General features: G+C 72.7%; 25 protein-coding genes. 9 read left to right on the top strand and 16 right to left on the bottom strand.

Annotated elements, in window-relative coordinates:
* Positions 1 to 15: 15 nt before the first annotated feature.
* Together P5G59_RS15855 and P5G59_RS15860 are read left to right on the top strand one after the other, a co-directional pair.
* Positions 16 to 219, top strand: coding sequence for a hypothetical protein (locus P5G59_RS15855; RefSeq protein ID WP_301219968.1), 204 nt, complete (start codon positions 16 to 18; stop codon positions 217 to 219).
* Between the two features lie 84 nt (positions 220 to 303).
* Positions 304 to 1,065 (top strand): EAL domain-containing protein, encoded by a 762-nt coding sequence (locus P5G59_RS15860; RefSeq protein WP_301219970.1) that lies wholly within the window; start codon positions 304 to 306, stop codon positions 1,063 to 1,065.
* Between the two features lie 71 nt (positions 1,066 to 1,136).
* Here P5G59_RS15860 and P5G59_RS15865 read toward each other — a convergent pair whose 3' ends face one another.
* On the bottom strand, positions 1,137 to 1,394 hold the full coding sequence (locus P5G59_RS15865; protein WP_301219971.1) for a hypothetical protein: 258 nt from the start codon (positions 1,392 to 1,394) through the stop codon (positions 1,137 to 1,139).
* Between the two features lie 123 nt (positions 1,395 to 1,517).
* Between P5G59_RS15865 and P5G59_RS15870 the strand changes: the two genes are divergently transcribed.
* Both P5G59_RS15870 and P5G59_RS15875 read left to right on the top strand, forming a co-directional pair.
* Positions 1,518 to 1,832: a DUF7882 family protein gene (locus tag P5G59_RS15870; RefSeq protein ID WP_301219973.1), complete on the top strand. Its 315-nt coding sequence runs from the start codon at positions 1,518 to 1,520 to the stop codon at positions 1,830 to 1,832.
* A gap of 137 nt (positions 1,833 to 1,969) precedes the next feature.
* Positions 1,970 to 2,248 (top strand): hypothetical protein, encoded by a 279-nt coding sequence (locus tag P5G59_RS15875; protein WP_301219974.1) that lies wholly within the window; start codon positions 1,970 to 1,972, stop codon positions 2,246 to 2,248.
* Positions 2,249 to 2,362: 114 nt separating this feature from the next.
* Here the strand turns inward: P5G59_RS15875 and P5G59_RS15880 are convergent, their stop codons facing one another.
* Positions 2,363 to 4,924, bottom strand: a complete 2,562-nt coding sequence (locus P5G59_RS15880) for a DUF4062 domain-containing protein (RefSeq protein WP_301219975.1) — start codon at positions 4,922 to 4,924, stop codon at positions 2,363 to 2,365.
* Positions 4,925 to 5,052: 128 nt separating this feature from the next.
* Between P5G59_RS15880 and P5G59_RS15885 the strand changes: the two genes are divergently transcribed.
* Positions 5,053 to 5,331: a hypothetical protein gene (locus tag P5G59_RS15885; protein WP_301219977.1), complete on the top strand. Its 279-nt coding sequence runs from the start codon at positions 5,053 to 5,055 to the stop codon at positions 5,329 to 5,331.
* A 16-nt stretch (positions 5,332 to 5,347) separates the two neighbouring features.
* Here the strand turns inward: P5G59_RS15885 and P5G59_RS15890 are convergent, their stop codons facing one another.
* From P5G59_RS15890 to P5G59_RS15915, 6 genes are all read right to left on the bottom strand, one after another.
* Positions 5,348 to 5,995 (bottom strand): NADPH-dependent F420 reductase, encoded by a 648-nt coding sequence (locus tag P5G59_RS15890; RefSeq protein WP_301219978.1) that lies wholly within the window; start codon positions 5,993 to 5,995, stop codon positions 5,348 to 5,350.
* Between the two features lie 34 nt (positions 5,996 to 6,029).
* Positions 6,030 to 7,223 (bottom strand): OmpA family protein, encoded by a 1,194-nt coding sequence (locus P5G59_RS15895; protein WP_301219980.1) that lies wholly within the window; start codon positions 7,221 to 7,223, stop codon positions 6,030 to 6,032.
* Positions 7,220 to 8,116: a hypothetical protein gene (locus P5G59_RS15900; RefSeq protein WP_301219981.1), complete on the bottom strand. Its 897-nt coding sequence runs from the start codon at positions 8,114 to 8,116 to the stop codon at positions 7,220 to 7,222. Before P5G59_RS15900 ends, P5G59_RS15895 begins: the two co-directional genes overlap by 4 nt.
* A 9-nt stretch (positions 8,117 to 8,125) precedes the next feature.
* On the bottom strand, positions 8,126 to 8,479 hold the full coding sequence (locus tag P5G59_RS15905) for a hypothetical protein (protein ID WP_301219983.1): 354 nt from the start codon (positions 8,477 to 8,479) through the stop codon (positions 8,126 to 8,128).
* Positions 8,466 to 9,062, bottom strand: coding sequence for a hypothetical protein (locus P5G59_RS15910; protein WP_301219984.1), 597 nt, complete (start codon positions 9,060 to 9,062; stop codon positions 8,466 to 8,468). The genes P5G59_RS15905 and P5G59_RS15910 overlap by 14 nt, the downstream gene beginning before the upstream one ends.
* Before the next feature lie 142 nt (positions 9,063 to 9,204).
* Positions 9,205 to 10,236: an ABC transporter permease gene (locus P5G59_RS15915; protein WP_301219985.1), complete on the bottom strand. Its 1,032-nt coding sequence runs from the start codon at positions 10,234 to 10,236 to the stop codon at positions 9,205 to 9,207.
* Between the two features lie 153 nt (positions 10,237 to 10,389).
* Here P5G59_RS15915 and P5G59_RS15920 point away from each other — a divergent pair, with 153 nt between their 5' ends.
* Positions 10,390 to 10,992 carry a TetR/AcrR family transcriptional regulator gene (locus tag P5G59_RS15920; protein WP_301219986.1) on the top strand — a complete coding sequence of 201 codons (603 nt, stop codon included), beginning with the start codon at positions 10,390 to 10,392 and terminating at the stop codon, positions 10,990 to 10,992.
* Positions 10,993 to 11,001: 9 nt separating this feature from the next.
* A complete protein-coding gene (locus P5G59_RS15925) occupies positions 11,002 to 11,814 on the top strand; it encodes an ABC transporter ATP-binding protein (protein ID WP_301219987.1) in 813 nt (270 codons plus the stop codon).
* Between the two features lie 51 nt (positions 11,815 to 11,865).
* Here the strand turns inward: P5G59_RS15925 and P5G59_RS15930 are convergent, their stop codons facing one another.
* Complete coding sequence (locus tag P5G59_RS15930) at positions 11,866 to 13,260, bottom strand: DUF2252 domain-containing protein (protein ID WP_301219988.1); 1,395 nt, start codon at positions 13,258 to 13,260, stop codon at positions 11,866 to 11,868.
* A 98-nt stretch (positions 13,261 to 13,358) separates the two neighbouring features.
* Between P5G59_RS15930 and P5G59_RS15935 the strand changes: the two genes are divergently transcribed.
* Together P5G59_RS15935 and P5G59_RS15940 are read left to right on the top strand one after the other, a co-directional pair.
* A complete protein-coding gene (locus P5G59_RS15935; protein WP_175336555.1) occupies positions 13,359 to 13,697 on the top strand; it encodes a hypothetical protein in 339 nt (112 codons plus the stop codon).
* Between the two features lie 83 nt (positions 13,698 to 13,780).
* A complete protein-coding gene (locus P5G59_RS15940; RefSeq protein WP_301219989.1) occupies positions 13,781 to 14,866 on the top strand; it encodes an ATP-binding protein in 1,086 nt (361 codons plus the stop codon).
* Between the two features lie 12 nt (positions 14,867 to 14,878).
* Here P5G59_RS15940 and P5G59_RS15945 read toward each other — a convergent pair whose 3' ends face one another.
* From P5G59_RS15945 to P5G59_RS15975, 7 genes are all read right to left on the bottom strand, one after another.
* Positions 14,879 to 16,129, bottom strand: coding sequence for an AI-2E family transporter (locus tag P5G59_RS15945; RefSeq protein ID WP_301219990.1), 1,251 nt, complete (start codon positions 16,127 to 16,129; stop codon positions 14,879 to 14,881).
* Entirely contained in the window at positions 16,116 to 17,732 is a 1,617-nt protein-coding gene (locus P5G59_RS15950; RefSeq protein ID WP_301219991.1) for a SulP family inorganic anion transporter, read from the bottom strand. The genes P5G59_RS15945 and P5G59_RS15950 overlap by 14 nt, the downstream gene beginning before the upstream one ends.
* 250 nt (positions 17,733 to 17,982) lie before the next feature.
* Positions 17,983 to 18,471, bottom strand: a complete 489-nt coding sequence (locus P5G59_RS15955) for an SHOCT domain-containing protein (protein ID WP_363324696.1) — start codon at positions 18,469 to 18,471, stop codon at positions 17,983 to 17,985.
* Positions 18,472 to 18,578: 107 nt separating this feature from the next.
* Positions 18,579 to 19,448 carry an NAD(P)H-hydrate dehydratase gene (locus P5G59_RS15960; RefSeq protein ID WP_301219992.1) on the bottom strand — a complete coding sequence of 290 codons (870 nt, stop codon included), beginning with the start codon at positions 19,446 to 19,448 and terminating at the stop codon, positions 18,579 to 18,581.
* Positions 19,441 to 20,151, bottom strand: a complete 711-nt coding sequence (locus P5G59_RS15965) for a histidine phosphatase family protein (RefSeq protein WP_301219993.1) — start codon at positions 20,149 to 20,151, stop codon at positions 19,441 to 19,443. The genes P5G59_RS15960 and P5G59_RS15965 overlap by 8 nt, the downstream gene beginning before the upstream one ends.
* Positions 20,148 to 21,104: a hypothetical protein gene (locus tag P5G59_RS15970; protein ID WP_301219994.1), complete on the bottom strand. Its 957-nt coding sequence runs from the start codon at positions 21,102 to 21,104 to the stop codon at positions 20,148 to 20,150. Before P5G59_RS15970 ends, P5G59_RS15965 begins: the two co-directional genes overlap by 4 nt.
* Positions 21,105 to 21,178: 74 nt before the next feature.
* The gene (locus P5G59_RS15975; RefSeq protein WP_301219995.1) at positions 21,179 to 22,054 is read right to left on the bottom strand and encodes a helix-turn-helix transcriptional regulator; all 876 of its coding nucleotides are present in this window, start codon (positions 22,052 to 22,054) and stop codon (positions 21,179 to 21,181) included.
* Between the last annotated feature and the right edge of the window lie 10 nt (positions 22,055 to 22,064).

The raw sequence follows: 22,064 nt of genomic DNA on the forward strand, positions 1-22,064 counted from the left end.
AGAGGGGGATCGGTCATGCAAGGACTGTCATCGGCGGGGGCCTTCGCCGCCGCCATAGCGTTGGCGGCGATCGTGCTGCTTCTCGTCCCGCTGGGCGAGACCGTGGCGCCTGCCGTTCAGGCGATCGACCTGGCCGTCGCCGCGGTCGCGGGGGTGGCCGCGGCGACCTGTCTGGGCATCGCGGGAGGGGCCAGGCACCGTCGCCGGAGGGCGCGCTAGCGCCACACCCCGGGTTTGCGCAAGGGGTCCCCCGAAAAGTTGACAACGCGTCGCCGCGTGGGAATCATCACGAAGGTGACGTTGGTGGACGGGACCCAAGAGGACTTCGCCCGCGATCTCCAGATCGCGCTGGCGCAGCGCCAGGTCGTCGCCGCTTATCAGCCCCAGGTCTACGTGGCCGACGGGACCGTCGTCGGGGTCGAGGCGCTCGCGCGGTGGAAGCACCCGAAGCGGGGTGACATCGCGCCGGACGTGTTCGTCGACGTCGCACAGAAGACCGGTCTCCTGCCTCTGCTGACCGCGCGCATCCTCTCCGACGTGACCGCCGAGTACATCCCCGGCTGCACGATCGAGGTGGCTGTGAACGTCTCGGCGACCCAGCTCGAGGACCCGTCGCTCTACGACCTGTTCGACGGCGCCTTCGCCTCGGGCCGGTGCGACCCCAACTCCCTCATCGTCGAGGTCACCGAGAGTCACAGCATCGACCATCCGGAGCGTGTGGCCGCCCCCCTGGAGGCGCTCGCCGCCGCCGGGGTCACCATCTCGGTCGACGACTTCGGTACCGGCCACTCGTCGTTCGCCCGCGTGGAGTCGCTCCATGCGCGGGAGCTGAAGCTCGACCGCAGCCTCGTGCAGGCAGACGACCGCGCGCGCGAGGTCGCGCAGATCATCACGGAGGCGCACAAGCGCGGGATGCGCGTCGTCGGCGAGGGTGTGGAGAACCGCGCCCAGTTCGACCGGCTCGCGGGCGCCGGCTGCGACCGTGCTCAGGGCTTCTGGATCGCGAAGCCCCAGCCGGCGAAGTCCCTGCTCTCCTGGTACCGCACGAGGCGGTCGGGCGGCTGAGAAGCAGAACGCGCGCGGCCCCGACCGGGACCGCGCGCGTCAGCGTGCCTGTGTGCGTTCGCTGAGCGAACTCAGAGCGCGTCGAAGGAATCCAGGTCGACGCGCGGCTCCTCGGGGCGCGCGGCGGGCGGGTCGACCTCGATCTGCGCCCAGGTGACCGGCATGCCGGGGGAGAACAGGACGACGATCCCGGGGCCGCCACGCAGCGGCGGGATGGTGACGTAGCCGCCTCCGGCGCGAACCGCTTCGAGGATCTTGCCTTGCAGCTCGTCCACCGGATCCGGGAGGAAGTAGTCCTTCCCGTCGACCGTGAGGCGGTGAACGATCATGCTGCGATCCTTTCGGTGGGTGTGATGCAAGAGACTATCGCGCCGTCACGATACACCTGTATTTCGGGCGGGTATGCTCGCTGAGGCGACGACCGACCGCCACTGACCAGAGGAAAGGCCTCCGTGGGCACACTCCGATACGACGGTGAGAGCTACGAGCTCGACGACCGCCTCCTTTTCCACATGCAGATCGCGATCAGCACCAAGCTGCGCCGCGGCGAGAACTTCTTCCTCACCTGGCCGGTGCCCGCCGAGCTCGGCAGCGGACGGCACACCATCTGGGTCGACAACGGCGTCCCCCTGCACATCTTCTACTCGGGGTCGAAGGTCCCGACGCTCAACAAGGACTGGATCGAGGCCATGATCCAGACCGGCAGCCGTGCCTCCGGCATGGTCGTCATGGAGGAGTCGGAGATGCGGGCGGCCGCCTCCCGGTGACGCTGGGCCACCGCTTATAGCGGACCCTCCAGCTCAAAGCAAGGCCCCCTCGTTTTCTTGCCTGTTCCGCGCTGTCGTCCGATCATCTGATTAGACCTTCGATCGGACCCACGACGGAAGAGAAGTAAGGAAGAACCATGGCCGAGCAGCTCGCCGACATCATCGATCTCCCCACCGAGTACGTCTCCTGGCACTCGCCGGCCGCGGCCCTCTGGGTGGCCTCCACGCCGACCGCCTACGTGGGGATGGTCGACCGCAACCACGACGGCTTCGTCGCCACCGACTGCACCGGGCGCGAGCTCGGCGTCTACGGCACGCTGGAGTCGGCCCGCGTCGCCGTGTACGGCGCCTGGGTCGCCCCGGCGCCGGCGGACGAGCCGTCCGACCAGCAGGCCGACCACGCGCTCATCGCCTGAGCCCACAGACCGTCTCGGCCGGCGTTTCGGGTGCGCCCACCGGGATGTGGCGGAACCCCGGCACCGTTCTGGTGCCGGGGTTCCCTTGTCTCTGCGTGTCGCCGTCCGGGCGGGTCAGTTGATGGCCGGCTCCGCGAGCGCCTCGGCGACGGCCTGCTCCACCGTCAGCTCGCGGCCCTCCGCGACGGCGGCGGCGAGCCGTCCGGCGGGAGCCGCGGCGGCCAGCCGGTCGAGGTAGCGCTGGTGGAAGGTGAATGTCGGCCCGTTGTGCGTGCCCGAGCGCTCGCGCAGTGCGTGCGCGGCGCCCGCCAGCCGTCCCGCGCGGTCCACGTCGCCGGCGAGCGCGGCCACCGCGGCCAACCCCTCCAGACCGTAGGCGATCCCCTCGATGTGGCCGAGCGACGTGGACAGGGTCACGCTCAGGGCGAAGTCTGTCCTGGCCTCCTCGGGTGAGCCCAGCAGCAGATGCGCCCAGCCCAGGTGGTAGGCGGCGATCCGGCCGCCGACCGCGTCGCCGCTGCGCTGCGTGAGCGCGAGCGACTGGTCGAACCGCTCGTAGGCCACGCGCAGCCGCTGTTCCAGCAGTGCGACGCGGCCGAGCAGCACCAGGGCCATCGACTCGCCCCACACGTCGCCGGTCTCGCGGAACAGCTGGAGGCTGCGCTCCATCACCTCCGCTGCCCGCGCCGTGTCCGGCTTCTCTCCGGCGAGCAGTGCCAGGGCGAGCGAGATGTACGCCATCGCCTCGCCGGAGGTGTCGCCGGAGCGGCGGAAGATGTCGGCGGCCTCCGCCAGGTCGGCGGCGACCCGGCCGTCCGGGTCCTTCCAGAAGCGGATGGTGCGGGTGAAGTAGAGCGCGATGGCCCTGGTCCGGTCGTGCAGGGTGTCGCCGGATTCGAGCGGCTCGTCCATCCAGGTGCGCACCTCGCCGAGCAGGCCGGTCACCCAGAAGTACAGGAACAGGTTGAAGGCGAGCTGCGCCGCCCTGTCCCAGTCGCGCGCGTCGAGCAGGTACCGTTCCGCCGCCCGCAGGTTGTCGCGCTCGTCGCCGAGGCGCAGCATCCACTCGCGCTGGCCCCCGGCCTTCAGCGGCAGCCGGGCCCGGGCGCCGAGGTCGATGAAGTAACGCGCATGCGCGTCGCGCGCCCGCTCCAGCTCGCCGTCCCCGTGCAGCTGCTCGCGGGCGTACTCGCGCACGATCGCCTGCATGGTGAACCGCGGCCGGTCGTCGCTGTCGTGTTGCGACACCAGGCTGGAGTCGACCAGCACCGCCAGGTCGCTCAGCACGTCGGCGCGGTCGTCGTCGTCCGCCCCGACCGCCTCGGCGGCCTCCAGCGTGAAGCCGCCCTCGAAGACGCCCAGCCGGGAGAGAAGGCGGCGCTGCTCCGGGGCGAGCAGCTGCGTGCTCCACTCGATGGTCCGCCGGATGGTCTGCTGCCGCTCGGGCAGGTCGCGCGAGCCGCCGACGAGCACGGACAGCCGCCGGTCGAGCCGGTCGAGCAGCTCGGCGGGGGAGAGCACGCGGATGCGCGCCGCGGCCAGCTCGATGGCGAGCGGGACGCCGTCGAGGGCCGTGCACACCCGCGCCACCGCCTGGGCGTTCTCCGGCGTGATCTCGAAGTCCGGCTTGACCGCGTGCGCGCGCTCGACGAACAGGCTCACCGACGAGTCCTCGGCGAGGGGCCCGACCTCGTAGCTCTGCTCGGCGCTCACCCGGAGGAGCGACCGGCTGGTCACGAGCAGCGAGAGGCCGGGCGACGCGGCGAGCAGCTCCGTGAGCATGGGCGCCGCATCCAGCACCTGCTCGAAGTTGTCGAGCAACAGCAGGATGCGCCGGTCGCGTAGGGCGGTGACCAGGTTGTCCAGGATGGGCGCGTCACCGGTGTCGCGCACGCCGAGGGCCTGCGCGATGCGGTTCGGGACGCGCTTCGGGTCGTGCACCGCCGAGAGGTCGACGAAGACGGCGCCGTCCTCGAAGTCCTGCGCAGCCGCGCGGGCGGCGGCGATGGCCAGGCGGCTCTTCCCGATGCCGCCCGGGCCGGCGAGCGTGACGAAGCGGGTGCCGTGCTCCACCCGGTCCACGATCGCCGCGATGTCGTCGTCGCGCCCGACCAGCCCGGTGAGCGGCACGGGGAGTCGGACCGGCTCGACGACGCGGTCGGCGTCGCTCGCCACGTCGGCGGTGACAAGCGCCCTGCTCTGGTCGAAGCGCTCGGCGAGCAGCGTGGCGAGGTCGTTCTCGAGCAGCTGCGCCAGCTCCTTGGGCGTCTCGAAGTACTTGTACGCGGCGCGGTCGTCGTCGCGGATCCGGGCGAGCAGGGTGGTGAGCCGCGGCTCGCGGTTCTCGGCGGGACCTTTCACGTAGAGCAGGCGCGGCAGCTCGGGAGGACACAGGTTGTACTCGTCCTCGAGCCCGGAGACCTCCTCCTCCGGCGCTACCCAGCCGTAGCGCTCCCAGTAGAGGCCGACGAAGACGTCGCTCTGCTCCAGGTAGGCCCGGTACAGCTCCCGCGGTGGATGCGGCCGCGCGCCCAGCTCGAACATCACGGGTGCGAGGTGGAGTCGTTCGATGGCCGTCCGCGCCGCGCGGCGCTCGGCGGCGAGCTCCTGCAGCGTCGACGAGACGAAGATCCGCAGCCGCTGGTCCGGCGTGCGGATGACGTGAGAGACCCTCATGTAACGTCATTGTGTTGCGTCCATGAGGGAATGTACAGAGGGAGGTCGGCGCGGCCGCCCTCTAACACGCAGGCGACGTATCGCGCAAGCCTCTATCGCCGCTTCTCACGCCGCAGTTAGCTAGGTATGTGAAAGAAGTCGCGTGGTACCTGCTGGGGTTCTCGGCCGCTGTGTCGGCCGTGGCATTCGGCCTGCTCCTGGCTCCGGACGCGGCCGACGCCACCGAGGGGTCCTTAGGGCTGCTGCAGCACCTCACCCCCACCGAGTGGGCCGACCTCGTCGTGGGCCTCGTGTTCGCCACGGTGGCCTTCGTGAGCGGGAGCTTCCTCTCCGCTCGCGCCGCCGCCGAGGCGGATGACACCGAGCTGTCGGTGGAGCTCATCGGCGCCGCGGAGTCGACCGTCTGAGCCCCACCGGCGCAGGTCACCTGTCGCGGTAGCGCTTCGCCGCCGCCAGCGCGTCGCGGAGGGCCGCGACGTCGAGCCGCGGGCCGTAGGCGGGGGTGTCCCGCTGTGCCCGCCACCCTTCCGCCAGTTCACCGATGTCGACCGCGTCGAAGCCGAACTCATCGATCAGCGCGGCGACGCGTGCGCGGGCATCGGCGTCGTCGCCGGCCACGATCAGAGCGCGGCGGTCCGGGGCGCCTGTGGGCAGGCTGTGCCGGGTGAGGTCGGCAGCGCCGATGTGGTTGAACGCCTTCACGACGTGGGAGGTCGGCAGCGCCTTCTGCAGGCGCTCGGCGACGGTCGTCGACTCGTCGTCGAGTTCCGCGATGTGCCCGTCGCGCTGCGGGTAGTAGTTGTTGGTGTCGATCACGATCTTGCCCGCGAGCTGCTCGACCGGCAGCGTCGCCTCCGCCGCGAGCGGGGTGGTCACCACGACGATCTCGCCGGCGGCAGCGGCCTCCGCCGGCGTCGCCGCGCGGGCGTGCTCGCCGAGCTCCGCCACGAGGGTCTGGAGCGTCTCCGGCCCGCGGGAGTTGCTGAGCACCACGTCGTAGCCGCGTGCGACGGCGAGGCGGGCGAGCTGGGAGCCGATGTGTCCTGATCCGATGAATCCGATGGTCGTCATGCCCGGGACAACGGCGCGCGGCGCGGGATGATTCCTAGCCGCAGAGCCCGACGCCGGCGGAGGTCAGGATGACGGACCGGTTCTGCTCGGCCAGTGCGTCCGAGTAGCGGCCGCTTGCGTCCGTCTCTGGGCGGAAGCCGCACCAGTCGAACCCGACACCCGCGGTCTGGAGCAGCGAGGACGGGACCCCGAGCGAGACCAGCGCCGCCTTCACGGCATCCGCCCGCCGCAGCGAGAGGGCCGTGTCGGCGGTGTTGTCGGTCGCCTGATCCTTGGAGGCGGTGCCGGTGACGGTGACGACCTTGCCGTTCTGCTCGATCGTCGGCACCAGCTGCGCCAGCACCTTCTGGGCCGCGGCCGGATCGGCGAAGTCGGCGGTGTCCTTCGTGAACAGCAGCTCGCTGTTGCGGATGACCACGGGCCGCGACCAGTCCGTCTTGGTGGCGACGGCCTCCACCGCGACCGGGGTCACGGCGGGGAGGCCCGACGGCGCGCTGCCCGAGGCGGGCTCCGGCAGAAGTGAGAGCGTTCCGCCCGCGGCCGTGACGACGGCCGACCAGATCGCCTCCAGGTTGCTGCGGGCGGGCACGGTCAGCGGCTGCTGAGCGCCGGCCGTGTCGCCCATCCCGGACCAGTACACCGTGACGCCCTTGAGGTCCTTCGGCAGCAGATTGCGGGAGCTGAGGTCGGAGACCACCTGCGCCGGGTCGGCGTAGAGCAGGCCGGTGCCGGCGAAGTTCAGCGGGTCCGTGGTCTGCAGGCCGCTACCGATGACGACGACGCCCATCGGCTTCGAGCCGAGGTCGCGCGCGGCCTGGTCGATGGCGCCGAGGAAGTCGACCTCCGGCGCGGTCGCCTTGAGCCCGTCGATGTACGAGGTTATCTGGGTGAGCTTGGTGCGCTGGTCGTTCTGGCAGACGATCGCGTCCTGGGCGGAGGAGCCCAGCGCGGTGGTGCCCATGACCTGCGGGGTGCCGGAGGGGACCACGACCGTCACCGAGCCGTTGGTCTTCCCCGCGGCCTCCAGCGTCGCGGAGGCGGAGGCGGGGAGCGTGACGGCGGGGGCGTTCGCGGTGCTGCCGGCGACGACGCCCAGGTTGCGCTTGGCCGACTGGTCGCACGCCTGACCGGACGCAGTGGCCGACGTGCACGCGGTCAGGCCGGCGCACAGGGCGACGACGGCCGCGGCGGCGGCGAGGAGCTTCGGGCGGGACACGGCGCGGCTCACGGGGCGACCTCCGGTCCTGCGCCCGTTGCGGCCGGGCCACCCGACGTCAGCGGAGGCGTCACATCCGCCGCCTCCACGACGCGATGCGACCGCAGCTCGCGGATGATCTGGCTGGTGCTCTCCGGGTCGCGCTCGCGCTGCGCCAGGCGGGTGGCGAGCTGGGCGCGCACCACGTCCATCCGGGAATGGAAGGTGACGCGCGCGCCGGTGTACCGCACGGCGTCGTGGGTGTCGAGCAGCATCGCCGAGCGGGTGCGCTCCTGCGCCGCGACGGCCTCGCCGAGCAGGCGGTCGCGGTGCAGCCGCAGCCGGGCGACGTGCGCGTGCGCCTTCTCGGCCGCGGTCAGCAGCGGCTTGGTGGTCAGCCAGGCGACGACGAAGCTCAGGGCCCCGGAGGTGGTGAGCACGCCGAGCATGAGGAACGCCATGATCGTGTCCGGCGCCGACCAGGAGAACCCGCTCGGCTGCGCGGTCTGGGAGCCGCCGACGAGGCCGGTGAGGCCGCCGGCGTTCTGCGCGTCGATGCCCGCCTTGATCCGGGCGATGGTGATGGCGGCCAGGATCGCGGCCCAGACCAGGGCCAGCACGATCGCGGTCACGATCCAGCGGCGGGACATGACGCCCGCCTGCACGCGCCGGAGCAGCACGGCGACGACGTGCGGCAGCGTCACGACGGCGAGCGAGATCCCGAAGGTGATCACGTACATCTGCACGCCGATCGAGCCGTACTGGCTGTCGTTGCGCAGCAGAAGGGTGAGCGCCTGGGCGAGCAGGATGTAGTCGACCGCGATCATGGCGGCGAGCAGCACGTAGACCATCACGTGCGCGAAGGGGGAGACGTGGCCGACGCGCGGGCGCAGGCGCGGCGGGCGGGTGACGATGTCGCGTGCCATGGCGTCCTCTCAGGCGTAGGTGTGGAAGTCGGGGTCGTGTCCGGCGAGTTTGGCGTCCAGCCGCTCCGCGTCCAGCTCGGCCCGGCGGATGTCGTCGTCGGCCCGCTCCAGCGCGCGGCGGATCAGCTCCTCCCGGGTCTGGGCCTCGGCGACGCGGGCCGAGGCGGCGGCGACGTTGCGCGTCCTCTGCCGCTCCAGGTCGGCGACGCCGGCGCGCTCGAAGGCCGAGAGCTCGTGCTCGAAGACCTCCAGCGTCTCCACATCGACCGCGTGTCGCATGCGGCGCAGCCGCCAGAGCAGCCGGCGGCGCAGGCCGCCCGTGCGCGGGACCCGGTAGTCCTTCAGTCGTTCACGCCTGGGCATCGGTCCTCCTCGGATCGCGGTCGTCGTACGCGGCAGGCACACGGCCGGCGGTGCGCACACTGAGGTCGTCCCCGGGGGCGGGATGCAGCGGATCGACGGCCGTGCCGCGCGAGCTCAGCCACCCGGTGCGCCGCAGCGCGGGAGGCTGCGGCGCGACCCGGCCGGAGGTCGCCTGACGCAGGGCGCCCCAGTAGACGGCGGCCTTCTCGTCGGAGCGGTCGAACATGCGGGCGGCGCGCAGCTGGGCGGCCGTGAAGCGGGTGTTGATGCGGGCGCTCAGCTCGCTCGCGCGGCGGTGGGTCCGGCGGATGCGGCGCTCGAGTCTGCGCAGCTCTTCGAACGCGGGGCCCTGGCCCTCGGCGACGCGCGCCCGTTCGGCGTCCGGGACGCGGTCGACCCGCTCCTCATAGGCGTCGAGGTCGGTCCGCAGCGCCGAGGCGAGCATCCGGTGCTCGGTGAGCTCGCGCCGCATCCCGCGGAAGAACCGCTCCTCCTCGCGCCGGGCGTAGGCGTCGGCCCGCGCCTGGAGCGTCGCGACGGTCGGCGTCGTGGTCTGCTCGCGCTGGGCGTCCGTGTCGTGCACGGCCGCAGCGTCTTGGCGCGCCAGCCGGGCGAGCCGGCGGCGCGCCAAGGGGCCCAGTCGGAGCGGCTGAGGCGTCATAACCGCTGAGAGTAGGGAGTCGGCCTGTGCGTCCCCTAGGTGAACGTCGAAGGAAGGCCGAGCGTCAGGCCGCCGCTTCGCTGACCTCCTGGTTGCGGAAGTGGCCCGCGAGCATCGCGATCACGCCGACCGCCGCCCAGCCGAGCAGGACCAGCCAGGGGAACAGCGCGTCGGCGGCGGGGAAGTAGGAGAGGTCGCGCAGCAGGGTCACCGATGCGCCCGGCACGAACCACTGGCCGATCGCCCCCCAGGGCGCCGCGACGAACTGCAGCGGCTGGGCCGCGGAGGAGAGCGGGTTGCCGATGAGCACCGTGACCACGGCTCCGACGGCGAGCCCGGCGCGGCCGAGCAGCGCGTTCATCCCGACGATGAAGGCGGAAGTGGCGAGCATCGAGAGGGACACGGCCAGCCAGTTCGCCCAGAACCCGCCCTGCAGGATGCCGAACCAGCCCTGCATGATCGCGGTCACTGCGAGTCCGCCTGCCGCCGCATAGACGACGACCGCGGTCAGTCGTCGCCAGCTGCCCGCGACCAGGATCGAGATGAGGACGCCGCCGATCATCCCGCCCAGGACGAGCGGGAACGACGAGGCGGTGAGCCCGAGCCCCCGGGCGTCGGTGGAGGCGAGCGGCACGACGTCCGTCACCGCGACCGTGATCTTCGGTGCGACCGTGCCGGCCGGTGCCTTGCCGGCCGCGACGGCCTGCTGCACGGCCGCATCGGCCTGCTGCTGCGCCTGCGCCTGCAGCTTCGCGGCCAGCTGGCCGAGCAGCTGGCTCACGGCGGCGCCGTTGGCCGAGGCGGTGAGCACCTCCGGATGCTCGCCGAGCACGATGGCGCCGTCGACCGTGCGGTTCTCGATGAGCTTCACGGCGTCGGCCCGGGAGGAGGCGGTCGTCAGGGCGAGTGCCCCCTCCGCGCTCTTGTCCAGCTGCGCGGTGACCGCCGAGACGGCGGCGGGGGAGCCGGTCACCGCGATGGGGAGGTCTTTCACCGACGAGGTCACCGTCGGCCAGAGGAAGGCCAGCAGGATGACGACGACGGCGAGACCGGCGCCGAGTGCGAGGGCGACGGTGCGGCGCCAGGGCGTGTGCACGGGTGCGGCCGCGGGCGGCGTGCCGAGCGCCTCGGGCTCGGGGCGAGGGCGGTGGGTGCGGACATGATTCCTCCAAAAACGAATGCTCGTTCTTTATAGTGACCCCCCGCATCCGGTAGTGTCAAGAACGATCATTCTTTTTGTGGAGGACGCATGCCGAAGGTCACCGAGGAGCACCGGCAGGCCCGCCGCCGCCAGATCGCGCAGGCGGCGCTCCGCTGCTTCGCGCGCAGCGGCTTCCAGCAGACCTCGATGGCCGACATCATCGCCGAGTCCGGGCTCTCCGCCGGTGCCATCTACGGCCACTACAAGAGCAAGGAGGAGCTGGTCGAACTCGCGGTCTCCATCGTGCTCGACGACCGCTTCGTCGAGGTGGCCGACGCCGGCAGCCGCGACCCGCTCCCGACCCCGGGGGAGATGGTCCGGCTCCTGCTCCACGGCATCGAGTCGCAGATCCCCGACCTCGGCCTGCTGGTGCAGGTGTGGGGCCAGATGCCGATCAACCCGCGCCTGGGCGAGATCGCCGAACGCGTCGGCGCCCGGATCCGGCGCCTGCTCACCGACTACCTCGTGGTCTGGTTCGAGCGCCGGGGCGGGTTCCCTCCCGCGGAGGCCGCCGCCCGCGCCGCGCAGGACGCCACGCTCTATATGGGCATCGTGCAGGGGTACGTCACCCAGAAGACGATCTTCGCCGACTTCGACCCGGAGACCTACCTCGCCGCCGTCGACCGGGTGGGCGCCGACCTCCACCGTTAAGGTGGATCGGTGACCTCGCACGACACCGTCCTCGAACTCCACGACGTCACGTCCCGGCGCGACGGCACGCAGATCCTCGACGGGATCGACCTCACGGTCCGCGCGGGCGAGCACTGGGCCCTGCTCGGACCGAACGGAGCGGGCAAGTCCACCGTCCTCGGCTTCTGCGGTGCACTCACCTTCCCGACCTCCGGCACCGTCGACGTGCTCGGCCGGCGCCTCGGCCGTGTCGAGCTGCAGGAGCTGCGCCGCCACATCGGCCACGTGAACCCGCGGCACCCGGTGCGCTCGCCGCTGACCGTCACGGAAGTGGTGCTCACGGGCGTCACCGGGACGCTGGAGCCCCCGATGCGGTGGGAGCCGGAGGCGGAGGAGGTGCGCAGGACGCGGGAGCTCATCCACTCGGTCGGACTCGACGAGCGGCGCGACGCCCGTTGGCCGACGCTCTCGCAGGGGGAGCGCGGGCGAGCGCTCATCGCCCGTGCGCTCGTCTCCGAGCCGCGGCTGCTGCTCCTCGACGAGCCGACGACCGGCCTCGACGTCGCCGCGCGCGAGCAGCTGCTGGAGACCATCGACGGCCTCTCGCACAGCGCCCCCGAGCTCGCCTCCGTGCTGGTCACCCACCACCTGGAGGAGCTTCCGGAGACGACGACCCACGCCCTGCTGATCGCGCACGGCCGCACGGTCTCCGTCGGCGGCATCGACGACGCGGTCACCACCGAGACAGTGACACGAGCGTTCGAGCACGCCATCCGCGTCGAGAAGGCCGACGGCCGGTGGAGCGCGCGGGCCCTGCGCGAGCGCGTCGGCGGTCTCCCGTAACGTCTGCGGCTGCGCGCGCGCCCGCAGAGGTTACGGGAGGGCGCAGTCGCGTCAGCCGACGCGGAACGCGCCGTCCTGCGCGGCCGTGACGAACTCCGCGTAGTCGGCCTCGGCCTGGTCGGCGTACCGCACCGCCCACTCGGCCACGGCGGGGGCGAACGCGCGGCCGGAGCCGAGGTAGCCCGCGATGAAGGGGGCCTTCGGCGAGCGCGCGTGGGCGCGGGCGAGCACGACGGCGCAGACCCGGGCGTAGTCGAGGAACTGCGCCCGGTTCATCGCGGCGATCTCGAACGACGCGTTCCTGTTGCGGAACTGGCGCATGTAGAAGGCGAACCGCTCCACCCGCAGGAAGCCGAGGAACGGGTCCGAGACGGCCTGCAGGATGCGCTGGCACGCCACCACGCGGTAGCCCTGCTCCTCCGGCAGCAGCGTGAGGTCGAGGTAGCCGGGAAGCGGCTGCACCCCGCCGAACCGCTCGACGACCGAGACGTCCGCTTCCTTCAGCTGCAGGATGACCGGCTCGTCCGTCGGCCCGCGCAGCGCGATGATGAAGCAGCGCGTCCCGACGCTCCCGACGCCGACCACGCGGCGGGCGACGTCGTCGAGCCGCAGCTGCGACGCGAGCAGCGCCGTGTTCGGCGGGAGGGTCTTCCTGTAGCGCTCGTACGCGTCCTGGGCGAGCGCCTGCACCTCGGGCTCCGCCCGGAGCAGGATCGGCGGCCGCTCGACGAACCGCAGCCGGCCGTGCTCGTCCGTCTCGAGCGTGCGACGTGCGGTGCGCTCCGTCGTGCGCTTCTTGGACTCCTTGGTGACCTGCCGGACCAGCCGCTGCATGTCCGGGCTCAGCAGGTCGCGGCCGGAGCCCACCGCGGTCGGCGTGAAGTACCGAGCGGTCAGCGGCGTCGCGAGCGCCGTCCGCAACCAGTTCCGGTACGCGACGCCGGCGTCCTCCGCGGCCTGGCGCACCTGCTCGGCGGGGAAGCCGAGCGACCGCCCGGCGAGCACCACACTGCACAGCAGCCGTCTCAGGTCCCACTCCCACGGGCCGACGGTCGCCTCGTCGAAGTCGTTGATGTCGAAGACCATCGAGTTCTCGGGCGAGCGGTACATCCCGAAGTTGCTCAGGTGCGCGTCGCCGCAGATCACCACCTCGGCCCCGGTCGTGGGCGCCTCCGCCAGGTCTGCGGCCTGGATGGCCGCCGTGCCGCGGTAGAACGCGAACGCGTCGGCGCTCATCCGCTGCACCCGCAGGTCCACCAGGTTCTGCAGCCGGTCCTCATGCTGCCGGCGCAGGATGCCGATCGGGTCGCGGCCGGGCGGCGGAACGTACTCCGCGGCGGCCGACCGTGGCAGCACCTCGCGCGCGGCACGTCCCGCCTCGTACAGCTCGTCGGGCGAGAGCGGGCTCTCCGCGCGCTCGCCGGCTTCTGCGACATCCAGGCTCATGTCCGCACCTCCTCCGGGGCGATGCGGCCGCGGTCCCGCGGGCGCATCCGGCCGGACGCGCTCATCATAGGTCCGTCGATGCCGCTACGGTAAGCAGGATGTGGGAGGCGATCGAACACCGTCGTGAGGATGGGGAGCGGGTCGGCTGGCTGCGCCCGGAGGGCGAGGGTTTCGTGCCCATCGACCTGCTGGGCCGGGAGCTCGCCGGGCCGGTGGACTGGCTCACGGGCGAGGAGTTGCTGGAGGCGACCGGGATCGGCTACCTCGCCGACCCGTACGAGCTGCGGCTCGACGACGGCCGGTGGCTGCGGGTGCGCCTGACCGAGGTGTCCACCGAACGGATCGTCGTGAAGAAGGACGACTACGGCGCGATCGACGCCCCGCAGCGGATCTACACGCTCGCCTTCCCCATCCCGGAGTCGCTGCGGCCGCTGTGACCGCGACCGATCCGGTCTGTCCGCGGGGACGGCGGTGGCGCTAGCATCGGCGCCACACGGCCCGCGAGCAGGAGGAGGGGCGGATGATCCCCCTGACCATCGGTACCACGGTCGAGGCGCCGGAGCGCCCGGCCGTCATCGACGGCTCCCGGTTCAACCGGCACACCTTCTGGTGCGGCCAGAGCGGCTCGGGGAAGACCTACGCGCTCGGCGTCGTGCTGGAGCAGCTGCTGCTCCGCACCGCGCTTCCGATGCTGGTCCTCGATCCGAACGCCGACTTCGTCGCGCTCGACACCCTCCGCGACGACGCCGCCCCGGCCGACGCCGCGCAGTGGGCCGACCTTGACATCCGGGTGCTGCACTCCAGCACGCGGCAGGAGCCGCAGCTGCACATCCGGTTCGTCGACCTCAGCGTGCCGGCCAAGGGCGCCGTCGGCCGACTCGATCCGATCGCCGACGACGAGGAGTACAACGCGCTGCTGCACCTGCAGGCGGAGCCGGAGCACTTCGACGCCGACCGGTTCCTCTCTGCGCTGCTGGAGTCGGAGGACCCGGCCCGGCGCCGGCTCGGGCTGCGGATCGACAACCTCGAGATCCTGAAGTGGCCGCTCTGGGCGCTCGGCGCGTCGGGGGCGACCGAGGTCGTCACCTCCCGGCCGCGCGTGGTCGTGCTCGACGTCGGCGGCTTCACACACCCGGGCGAGCCGCAGGCCGCGGCGCTCGGCGTGCTCGAAGACCTGTGGAACCGGAGGATGGAGCGCCGGCCGATCCTCATCGTCATCGACGAGGCGCACAACTTCTGCCCGCCGGTGCCGCGCACGAGTGTGGAGGCGAAGCTCACCGAGCAGCTCATCCAGATCGCCGCGGAGGGCCGCAAGTTCGGGCTGTGGCTGTTCCTGTCGACGCAGCGGCCGACCAAGATCCACCCGAACGTGCTGTCGCAGTGCGACAACCTGGGGCTGATGCGGATGAACTCGCCGCGCGACCTGGCGGAGCTCGCCGAGGTGTTCGGCTTCGTGCCCGCTCACCTGCTGGAGCAGTCGCCCTCGTTCCGCAAGGGCGAGGCGCTCTTCGCGGGCGCGTTCACCGACGAGCCGCAGCTGGTCCGGATCGGCCGCCGCCTGACCGTGGAGGGCGGAAGCGACCTGGCGGTGGCGAACCGCGCCTAGAGAGTCAGGGCCTCACCCACGGCCGCTCCGATCCTCGTGGGCCTGCCGCCGTTCGGCGCGCCGCTCGTCCGACTCGTGCTTCATCACCTCACGCGTGTGGGTGAGGTCGCCGATGATCGGCCGCCACAGCCGGGAGCGCGGGTCGGCATCCACCAGCACGGCGCGCACGAGGAGGGTGATCGGCACGGCCAGGATCGCACCGATCGGCCCGAGCACTACCGCCCACAGCAGCACGGAGAAGAAGGTGAGCGTCTGGCTCAGCGCGACCGCGTTGCCGACGACCTTCGGCTGGACCACCGACTGCACGATCGCGTTGATCACGCCGTAGACGATGATCACCGCCACGACCGTCCCCCAGCCCCCGGTGAGGTAGCCGAAGACGAGCGGCGGCACCAGTGCGATGAAGTAGCCGACGTTCGGGATGAAGCTGCACAGGAACGAAAGGATCGCCCAGAGCAGGGCAGCGGGGACGCCGAGCAGCCACAGGGCCACACCATTGATGACGCCCTGCACGATGCCGAGCAGCGTCGTCACCACCATGTACCGCCGCACCGAGTGGGCGAAGCCGGTCACCGCGAACACCAGGTTCGGCCGCATCGGCTTCAGTTCGCGCAGCAGTGTCGGCGTGTAGGCAGCGTCCGCCGGCATCAGGATGAGCATCGTCAGCACGATGACGAGCAGCGTGATCAGCCCGAATGCGTTGCCCAGCAGGCCGCTGAAGAACGACAGCATCGTGCTGGGGTTGAAACCCGCTTCGATCTGCTGCACCTGCTGGGGCCCGACGCCGATGCTCTGCAGCCACGACGCGACCTGGTCGCCCAGAGCCTGCAGCTGCGGCTGGTACTGCGGCAGCATCCCGACGAACTGCGCCACGGCCACCCACAGCACGCCGATGAACGCGGCGAGCAGCGCGAACACGGTCAGCCCGACCGCGCCGGTGGCGAGCCCCTGCGGTGTCCCGTGCCGCTCCAGCCACACCCGGACGGGCTGCGCGCAGATGGTCAGCACCAGGGCGAGCAGTGTCGGGGCGAGGATCCCGCCGATGGCCGCCATCCCGAAGGCGATGACGACGCCGGCAGCGAGGCCGAGCAGGATGCGCAGCCCGCGGCCCACACCGCCCGCGCCGTCCTCGGCGTCCGGGTCGACAGGGGCGTCGGGCGCGGCCGGGCGGGGGCGGCGGCCCCGGAACGGCCAGCGGCGGCGGTTCTCCTGCGCCGGCGCTGTCGGCGGGGGAGCGTCCGGGGTGAGGTCATCGTCGGTCATGCGCGGCTCCCTCCGGGCTGAGGGCGGCGATCGCGGCCCTGTTGGTGTCGAAGAAGCGGACGCCGTCCAGCTGGCCGAGCCGCTCCAGCCGCTCCCGGATGCCCGGGCGGACCCGCGTCAGGGATAGGTCGGCGCCGTTCGCCGCCACGTACGACTGGACGCCGGTCCACGCGTCGGCGCCGGTCACGTCCACGTCGGTCACGGCCTCCAGATCGAGAACGAGGTGGGCCGGATGCGACGCCTCCACCGCGCGGCGCACGGCCGTGCCGAAGGCGCCGCTGTTGGCGAAGAAGAGCGGGGCGGCCAGGCGCACGACGACGACACCCGGAGCGGTCTCGACGCCGTCCGGCGCCGCGTCCAGCAGGGAGGTGTGCGGGTCGCCGTCGGCCTCCAGCACGTCGATGGGCGGGTTCGCCGCCCGTCGCACCACGTTCACCACGGCCAGCACAAAGGCGATGCCGATGCCCGCGATCGGGCCGATCAGTACGGCGCCGAGGAAGCAGACCGCGGCCACGGCGAACTCGAACCGGTCCTGCCGCCAGAGCGCGACCAGCTTCGGGATGCCGAGCAGCGGGAACACCGCGACCGCCACGATCGCGCCGATGGCGGGCGACGGGATGTCCTCCAGCAGCGCGGTGCCGAAGACCAGCAGGAGCAGGGTGCCGGCGGCGGCGACGAGCATCGGCAGCTGCGTCCGGGAGCCCGCCTGGTCCATCGCGGCGGTGCGCGAGGTGGAGGAGCCGACCGCGAAGCCGCCGCTGACGCCCGCGCCCAGATTGGCGAGGCCGAAGGCCAGCAGGTCGCGGTTCGCGTCCGTCCGGTAGCCGTGCTTCTCGCCGTACGACCGGGAGACGAGCAGGCCCTCGCCCATGGCCACCACGGTGAGGGCGATCGCCGACGGGATGAGCTGAAGCCACTGCGTCCACCCGATGACGGGCCAGGTGAGCGCGGGCGGGCCGGCCTCCACCGGTCCGAGCACCGAGACGCCGAGCCGGGCGGGGCCGACGAGCACCACGACGACCGTCGCGACGACGAGGACCACCAGCGCCCAGGGGAGTGCGGCGGCGATCCGCCGGCCGACCAGGAGGATGATCAGGGCTCCGGCGGCGATGAGCACCGACCACACGTTGGTCGTGCCGAGGCCGGCGACGAGGTCGCGCACCTGCTGGACGAACTCGTCGCCCGCGCCGATCTTCACGCCGAGCATCTTCGCCAGCTGCGAGACCAGGATGTCGAGGGCCAGACCGCCGACGAAGCCGACCAGGATGGGCTTCGACAGGAAGTCGGCGAGGAAGCCGAGCCGGAACACGGCGGCGAGCAGGAAGACGATCCCGCTGATGATCGCCTGCGCCAGGGCGAGGGCGATGTAGTCCTCGCCGCCCGCGACGGCGAGACCGCCGAGCGAGGCGGCGAGGAGGGCCGCGGCAGCCGCGTCGGGCGACGCCACCACCTGCCGGGACGAGACGGTCAGCGCGTACAGGATCGACGGGAGCACCAGGGCGTAGAGCCCGGCCGTGGCCGGCAGTCCCGCGATCTGCGCGTACCCGATGTTCAGCGGGACGGCGATGGCGAGCAGGGTGACCCCGGCCAGCAGCTCCCGCACCAGGTTGCCGCCGTTCAGCCCTGCGAGAGGGCGCAGTGGAGTGTGCCGCGGCGGCGGCCCCCGGGGGGGGGGGGGGGGCGCGGGGGGGGGGGGGGGTAGGGGCCGGCCGCCCCCCCCGCCCCCCCCGGGGGGCCCGCTGGCCCCCCGGGGGGGGGGGGGCGGGGGGGGGGCCGCGCCCCCCCCGGGGGGGGGGGGGCGCCCCGCCGCGGGGGTCGTTCCGGTCACGACGGACGCTCGTCCGGTCGTGGGATCAGACGGTCGGCGCTGCGGGCGGCGGCGTCGCCGGTGCGGCGGGCGCCGCGGGTGCGGGCGCTGCCGCCGCGGGAGCCGCAGCCGGGGCTGCCGCCGCCGGCTGGCCGGAGAGGGCGTGCGCCTTCAGGTGCGCGAACTCCTCCGGCGTGATGGCGCCGCTGTCGAGCAGAGCCTTCGCCTTGCTGATCTCGTCGGCCGGGCTCGACCCGGCGACCTGACGGATGTAGGCGTCGGTGGCCGACTGGTACTGACGTGCCTCCCTCTGGCTGCGCTGCGCCATCCCGGGTCCGCGCGCGATCAGGTAGACCAGCGCGGTCAGGAACGGCACGAAGATCAGGAAGATGATCCAGAGCGCTTTCCACCAGCCGTTGAGCTTGTGGTCACGGAACAGATCGCTGATGATCGCGAACAGCGCGAACAGATACGCCACGAAGGCGAAGCTCCAGAAGAAGAGCCAGATGACGCTCCAGAAGTTGCTCCAGTCCATGTTCGTTTTCCCCTCTCGGTCCACGCTCGCCACGAGCCTGGATGTGCGCTGAGAGTAACGCCACGGATGTTCGCGCGGCTAGACGGTGTTTCGCCGCCGGCCGCGCGTCAGGAGAGGGCGGTCAGCTCCGCGGTGAGCCGGTCGACGATCTCGGACGCCAGGAAGCCGAGCGGTCCGGCCTGCCGGGCCAGCGACTCCCCGGCGGCGGCGTGCAGGTACGTGCCCCAGACCGCCGCCTGCACCGGGTCGGCGCCCCGGGCCGCGAGCCCCGTGATCGCGCCGGCCAGGGCGTCCCCGCTCCCGGAGGTGCCGAGCCCCGGACCGCCCTCGCCGACGGTGAAGAGGCGTCCGTCGGCGGCGGCGATGCGCCCGAAGCAGGAGACGGTCGCGCGGTAGCGGCGGGCGAGCTCGCGCGTGTCGGCGTCCAGGTTGCGCACCTCGCGCCCGAGCAGGCGGCCGGCCTCCTCGGTGTTCGGCGTCAGGATGCGTGGGCCGGAGCCGGCGAGCCGCGGGTGCCCGGCCAGCGCCCCGAGGGCGTAGGCGTCGAGCACGAGCACGGTGTCGCGGTCGGCGGCGCGCGCCGCACGGGGCAGCATCCTGGCCGTCTCCTCCGCGTCGTCGAGCCCCGGGCCGAGGAGGACGGCGTCCGCTGCCGCGAGATCGACCGACGCCGACCGGATGCCGGCCCCGCGCAGGCTCCCGGACGAGGTCTCGGGGAGCGGCACGACACCGCTCTCCGGAAGGGCGACGGCGACGGCGGCTGCCACCGACGAGCCGATCGCGAGCGTCAGCCGGCCGGCGCCGACCCGCAGCGCGGCGCGGCCGGCCAGCATCGCGGCGCCGGGGGAGCGCAGCGCGCCGCCCACCACGAGCACCTGGCCGCGCGACCGCTTCGAGCCGGACGGCTCCGGCAGCGGCCAGGCGCGCAGCAGCTCGGGGGTGACGGTCTTCGGCATCGCCGGGCGCGTGTCACGCATCGGCACGCGCCTGGCCCGGGTGCTCGGTCGCGGGAAGGCCTGCGGCGGCGAGGTGCTCGTCGTCGGCGAAGGCCTGCAGCGTCCACCCCGACCCGTCGAAGGTCAGCTCGGTGACGGAGGCGTTCGCGACCGGATGCGTCAGCAGGTGCTCCGCGAGCTGCGCCTCGGACATGCGCAGCAGCACGTACAGGAACAGGCTCACCACGGCGTCGTGCGCGAACACGACGACCGTCCCGCGGTCGGCGGGGAGGTCGCGGAGGAACGAGCGGATGCGCAGGGCGACATCCGTCCACGCCTCGCCGCCCGGCGGCCGGTAGTAGAACTTGCCCGCCCAGCGCCGGCGCTCCGCCTCCAGCGGCAGGCGGCGTTCAACGCCGAGCGCGGTGAGACGGTCGAGGATGCCGAGCTCGCGGTCGCGCAGGCGCTCGTCGAGCAGCAGCGGCACCTCCTCGCCGAGGGCGAACCGGGCCGTCTGCACGGCCCTGCGGTACGGCGAGCTGAACAGGACGGCGTCGGCCGGGAGAGCGGCGCGGAGCCGGGCGCCGAGAGCGCCGGCCTGCAGCTCGCCCAGCGGGGAGAGCGACACGTCGGGGTCGCGGGCCTCGACGGCGATCACCTCGGCGCCCGCGGCCTCCGCCGCTGCGGCGGCGACGTTCGCGGTGCTCTCGCCGTGACGGATCAGGAGCAGGGTGCGAGCGGTCATGGAGTGGACTGTACGCCCGCCCAGTCGAGCACCCGGAGAGCGCGGAGGGTGTTCCACCTGCTCGGCTCGCCGACGGTCTCGAACGCGACGGCGGGACGGCCGGGGAGGGGCGAGTCGAGCTTCCAGCGGCCGTCGGCGCCGCGCTGCCGCGCGATGACCTCGACCGCCTCCGCCGCCCGCTCGTCGTAAGGGAGGCCCGCCGACCGCAGATGGTCGAGCCCGCGCAGCACGTCGTAGCGCCAGTAGTAGGGGAACGCGGCGGTGAGCCAGCCCTCGTCGATGAGCTCGCCCGTGCTCCTCCGGCGCATCATCCGGCGCTCCAGCAGGTACTCCTGGCCCCGGTGGAGCGGGAGGTCTACATCCGTCGGGCCGCCGGCGTCACGGTAGGCCGCCAGCGCCTCGACGACGCAGACGGTGCTGTGGAAGGAGCCGGGATCGTCCCGGGTCTCGGCGTAGCAGTTCCAGCCGCCGTCGGCCTGCTGGGTGTCGAGCAGCTTGCCCAGCATCGTCTCGGTGGCGTGTCCGTAGGGTGCTCCGGCGGTCAGGACGCGGCCGTTGATGCAGGGCTCGACCTCGCCGTCGAAGAAGGCGCTGCGCCCCCACTCCTCGCCCCAGTCGACGCCCGCCGCGGTGCGGTCGAGCGCGGCGCGTGTCCTGTCGCCCTCCGCGCCGAGGAGGGCGAGCAGCAGGACCACGCTGTCGGTCGCGTCCCGGTCCTCCGGCTTCCAGACGGTGCCGCCCCAGGTGCCCGAGTCGTCCTGCAGCCCGAGCAGGCGCGCTCCCCAGCCTTCGTTCTCGACCCTGGCGCGCTCGGCCCGGACCTCGTCCTCCGGTGCTCCGACCAGATCGCGCAGCGTCTGCCAGCGGATCGCCGGATCGCCCCCGAGCAGCCACTGCACCACCGGATCGTCGCGACTCCACCGTCCCGCATCCACCCCGCTCACCCCGCTCACGCTACGACCTCCCCCGCCCCCGGCCAAGAGCTCCTGAGTTGTTCGAGCGAATCGCCGCGAAAACCTCGAAGAACTCAGGAGCTCTTGGCTGGGGCGGAGGGGGAGGCGGAGGGGGCGAAGGACTGGGTGCCGAGCACGCCGAGGAGGGCGAGCTTCTCGGCGGCCTCGGTGCGCGGGGCCGCGGTCAGCACGAGCAGGCACTGCGACTGGTCCTCGGTGAACAGCGCCTGGCAGTCCAGCTCGATGGCGCCGAGCTCGGGATGGAGCAGCGTCTTGTGGTCCTCGAACCGGCGGGCCACCTCGTGCCGCTCCCACAGTGCGGCGAACTCGGGACTCTCGGCCAGCAGCGCCCGCACCAGCTCGCCCGCGCGCGACCGCGGACCCATGGCCCCGTACGCGTCGCGCAGCGAGGCGACCTGCGCTCGGCTCTGCCGCTCGCGGTCCCCCTCGGGGTACTGGGCGCGGGCGGTCTCCGGGTCGGTGAACCAGCGGTAGTACTCGCTGCGCGCGAGTCCCGTGTACCCGGACCGGTCGCCCAGCAGGGCGACGGCCATCCGGTTCTGCACCAGTGTCTCGCCGAGGGAGGAGAGGACGAGCGCCGGGGTGTCCTCCAGCCGGTCGAGCACCCGGTGCAGCGCGGGGGAGATGTGGTCGCCTGCCGAGATCCGGTCGGGGGTGTTGTGGCCCGCGACGCGGTAGAGGTAGTCCCGTTCGTCGGCGGTCAGCCGGAGGGCTCGGGCGAGGGAGGCGAGCATCTGGTCGCTCGGCTGCGGCCCGCGCCGCTGCTCCAGCCGGGTGTAGTAGTCGGTCGACATCGCCGCGAGGAGGGCGACCTCCTCCCGCCGCAGCCCGGGAGCGCGGCGGCGGGCGCCCGGCGGCAGGCCGACGTCCTCCGGGCGCAGCGTCTCGCGGTGGCGCCGCAGGAAGTCGGCGAGGGCGGAACGATCCATGTCTCCATGA

It is taken from the genome of Leifsonia virtsii (assembly GCF_030433675.1).
Classification (GTDB): Bacteria; Actinomycetota; Actinomycetes; order Actinomycetales; family Microbacteriaceae; genus Leifsonia; species Leifsonia virtsii.

Bases quoted from the DNA above. Each gene is read 5' to 3' on its own strand.
- P5G59_RS15855 (WP_301219968.1), top strand. From the start codon at position 16: ATGCAAGGACTGTCATCGGCGGGGGCCTTCGCCGCCGCCATAGCGTTG.
- P5G59_RS15865 (WP_301219971.1), bottom strand. From the start codon at position 1,394: ATGATCGTTCACCGCCTCACGGTCGACGGGAAGGACTACTTCCTCCCG.
- P5G59_RS15875 (WP_301219974.1), top strand. From the start codon at position 1,970: ATGGCCGAGCAGCTCGCCGACATCATCGATCTCCCCACCGAGTACGTC.
- P5G59_RS15880 (WP_301219975.1), bottom strand. From the start codon at position 4,924: ATGAGGGTCTCTCACGTCATCCGCACGCCGGACCAGCGGCTGCGGATC.
- P5G59_RS15890 (WP_301219978.1), bottom strand. From the start codon at position 5,995: ATGACGACCATCGGATTCATCGGATCAGGACACATCGGCTCCCAGCTC.
- P5G59_RS15900 (WP_301219981.1), bottom strand. From the start codon at position 8,116: ATGGCACGCGACATCGTCACCCGCCCGCCGCGCCTGCGCCCGCGCGTC.
- P5G59_RS15905 (WP_301219983.1), bottom strand. From the start codon at position 8,479: ATGCCCAGGCGTGAACGACTGAAGGACTACCGGGTCCCGCGCACGGGC.
- P5G59_RS15920 (WP_301219986.1), top strand. From the start codon at position 10,390: ATGCCGAAGGTCACCGAGGAGCACCGGCAGGCCCGCCGCCGCCAGATC.
- P5G59_RS15930 (WP_301219988.1), bottom strand. From the start codon at position 13,260: ATGAGCCTGGATGTCGCAGAAGCCGGCGAGCGCGCGGAGAGCCCGCTC.
- P5G59_RS15935 (WP_175336555.1), top strand. From the start codon at position 13,359: ATGTGGGAGGCGATCGAACACCGTCGTGAGGATGGGGAGCGGGTCGGC.
- P5G59_RS15940 (WP_301219989.1), top strand. From the start codon at position 13,781: ATGATCCCCCTGACCATCGGTACCACGGTCGAGGCGCCGGAGCGCCCG.
- P5G59_RS15945 (WP_301219990.1), bottom strand. From the start codon at position 16,129: ATGACCGACGATGACCTCACCCCGGACGCTCCCCCGCCGACAGCGCCG.
- P5G59_RS15955 (WP_363324696.1), bottom strand. From the start codon at position 18,471: ATGGACTGGAGCAACTTCTGGAGCGTCATCTGGCTCTTCTTCTGGAGC.
- P5G59_RS15960 (WP_301219992.1), bottom strand. From the start codon at position 19,448: ATGCGTGACACGCGCCCGGCGATGCCGAAGACCGTCACCCCCGAGCTG.
- P5G59_RS15965 (WP_301219993.1), bottom strand. From the start codon at position 20,151: ATGACCGCTCGCACCCTGCTCCTGATCCGTCACGGCGAGAGCACCGCG.
- P5G59_RS15975 (WP_301219995.1), bottom strand. From the start codon at position 22,054: ATGGATCGTTCCGCCCTCGCCGACTTCCTGCGGCGCCACCGCGAGACG.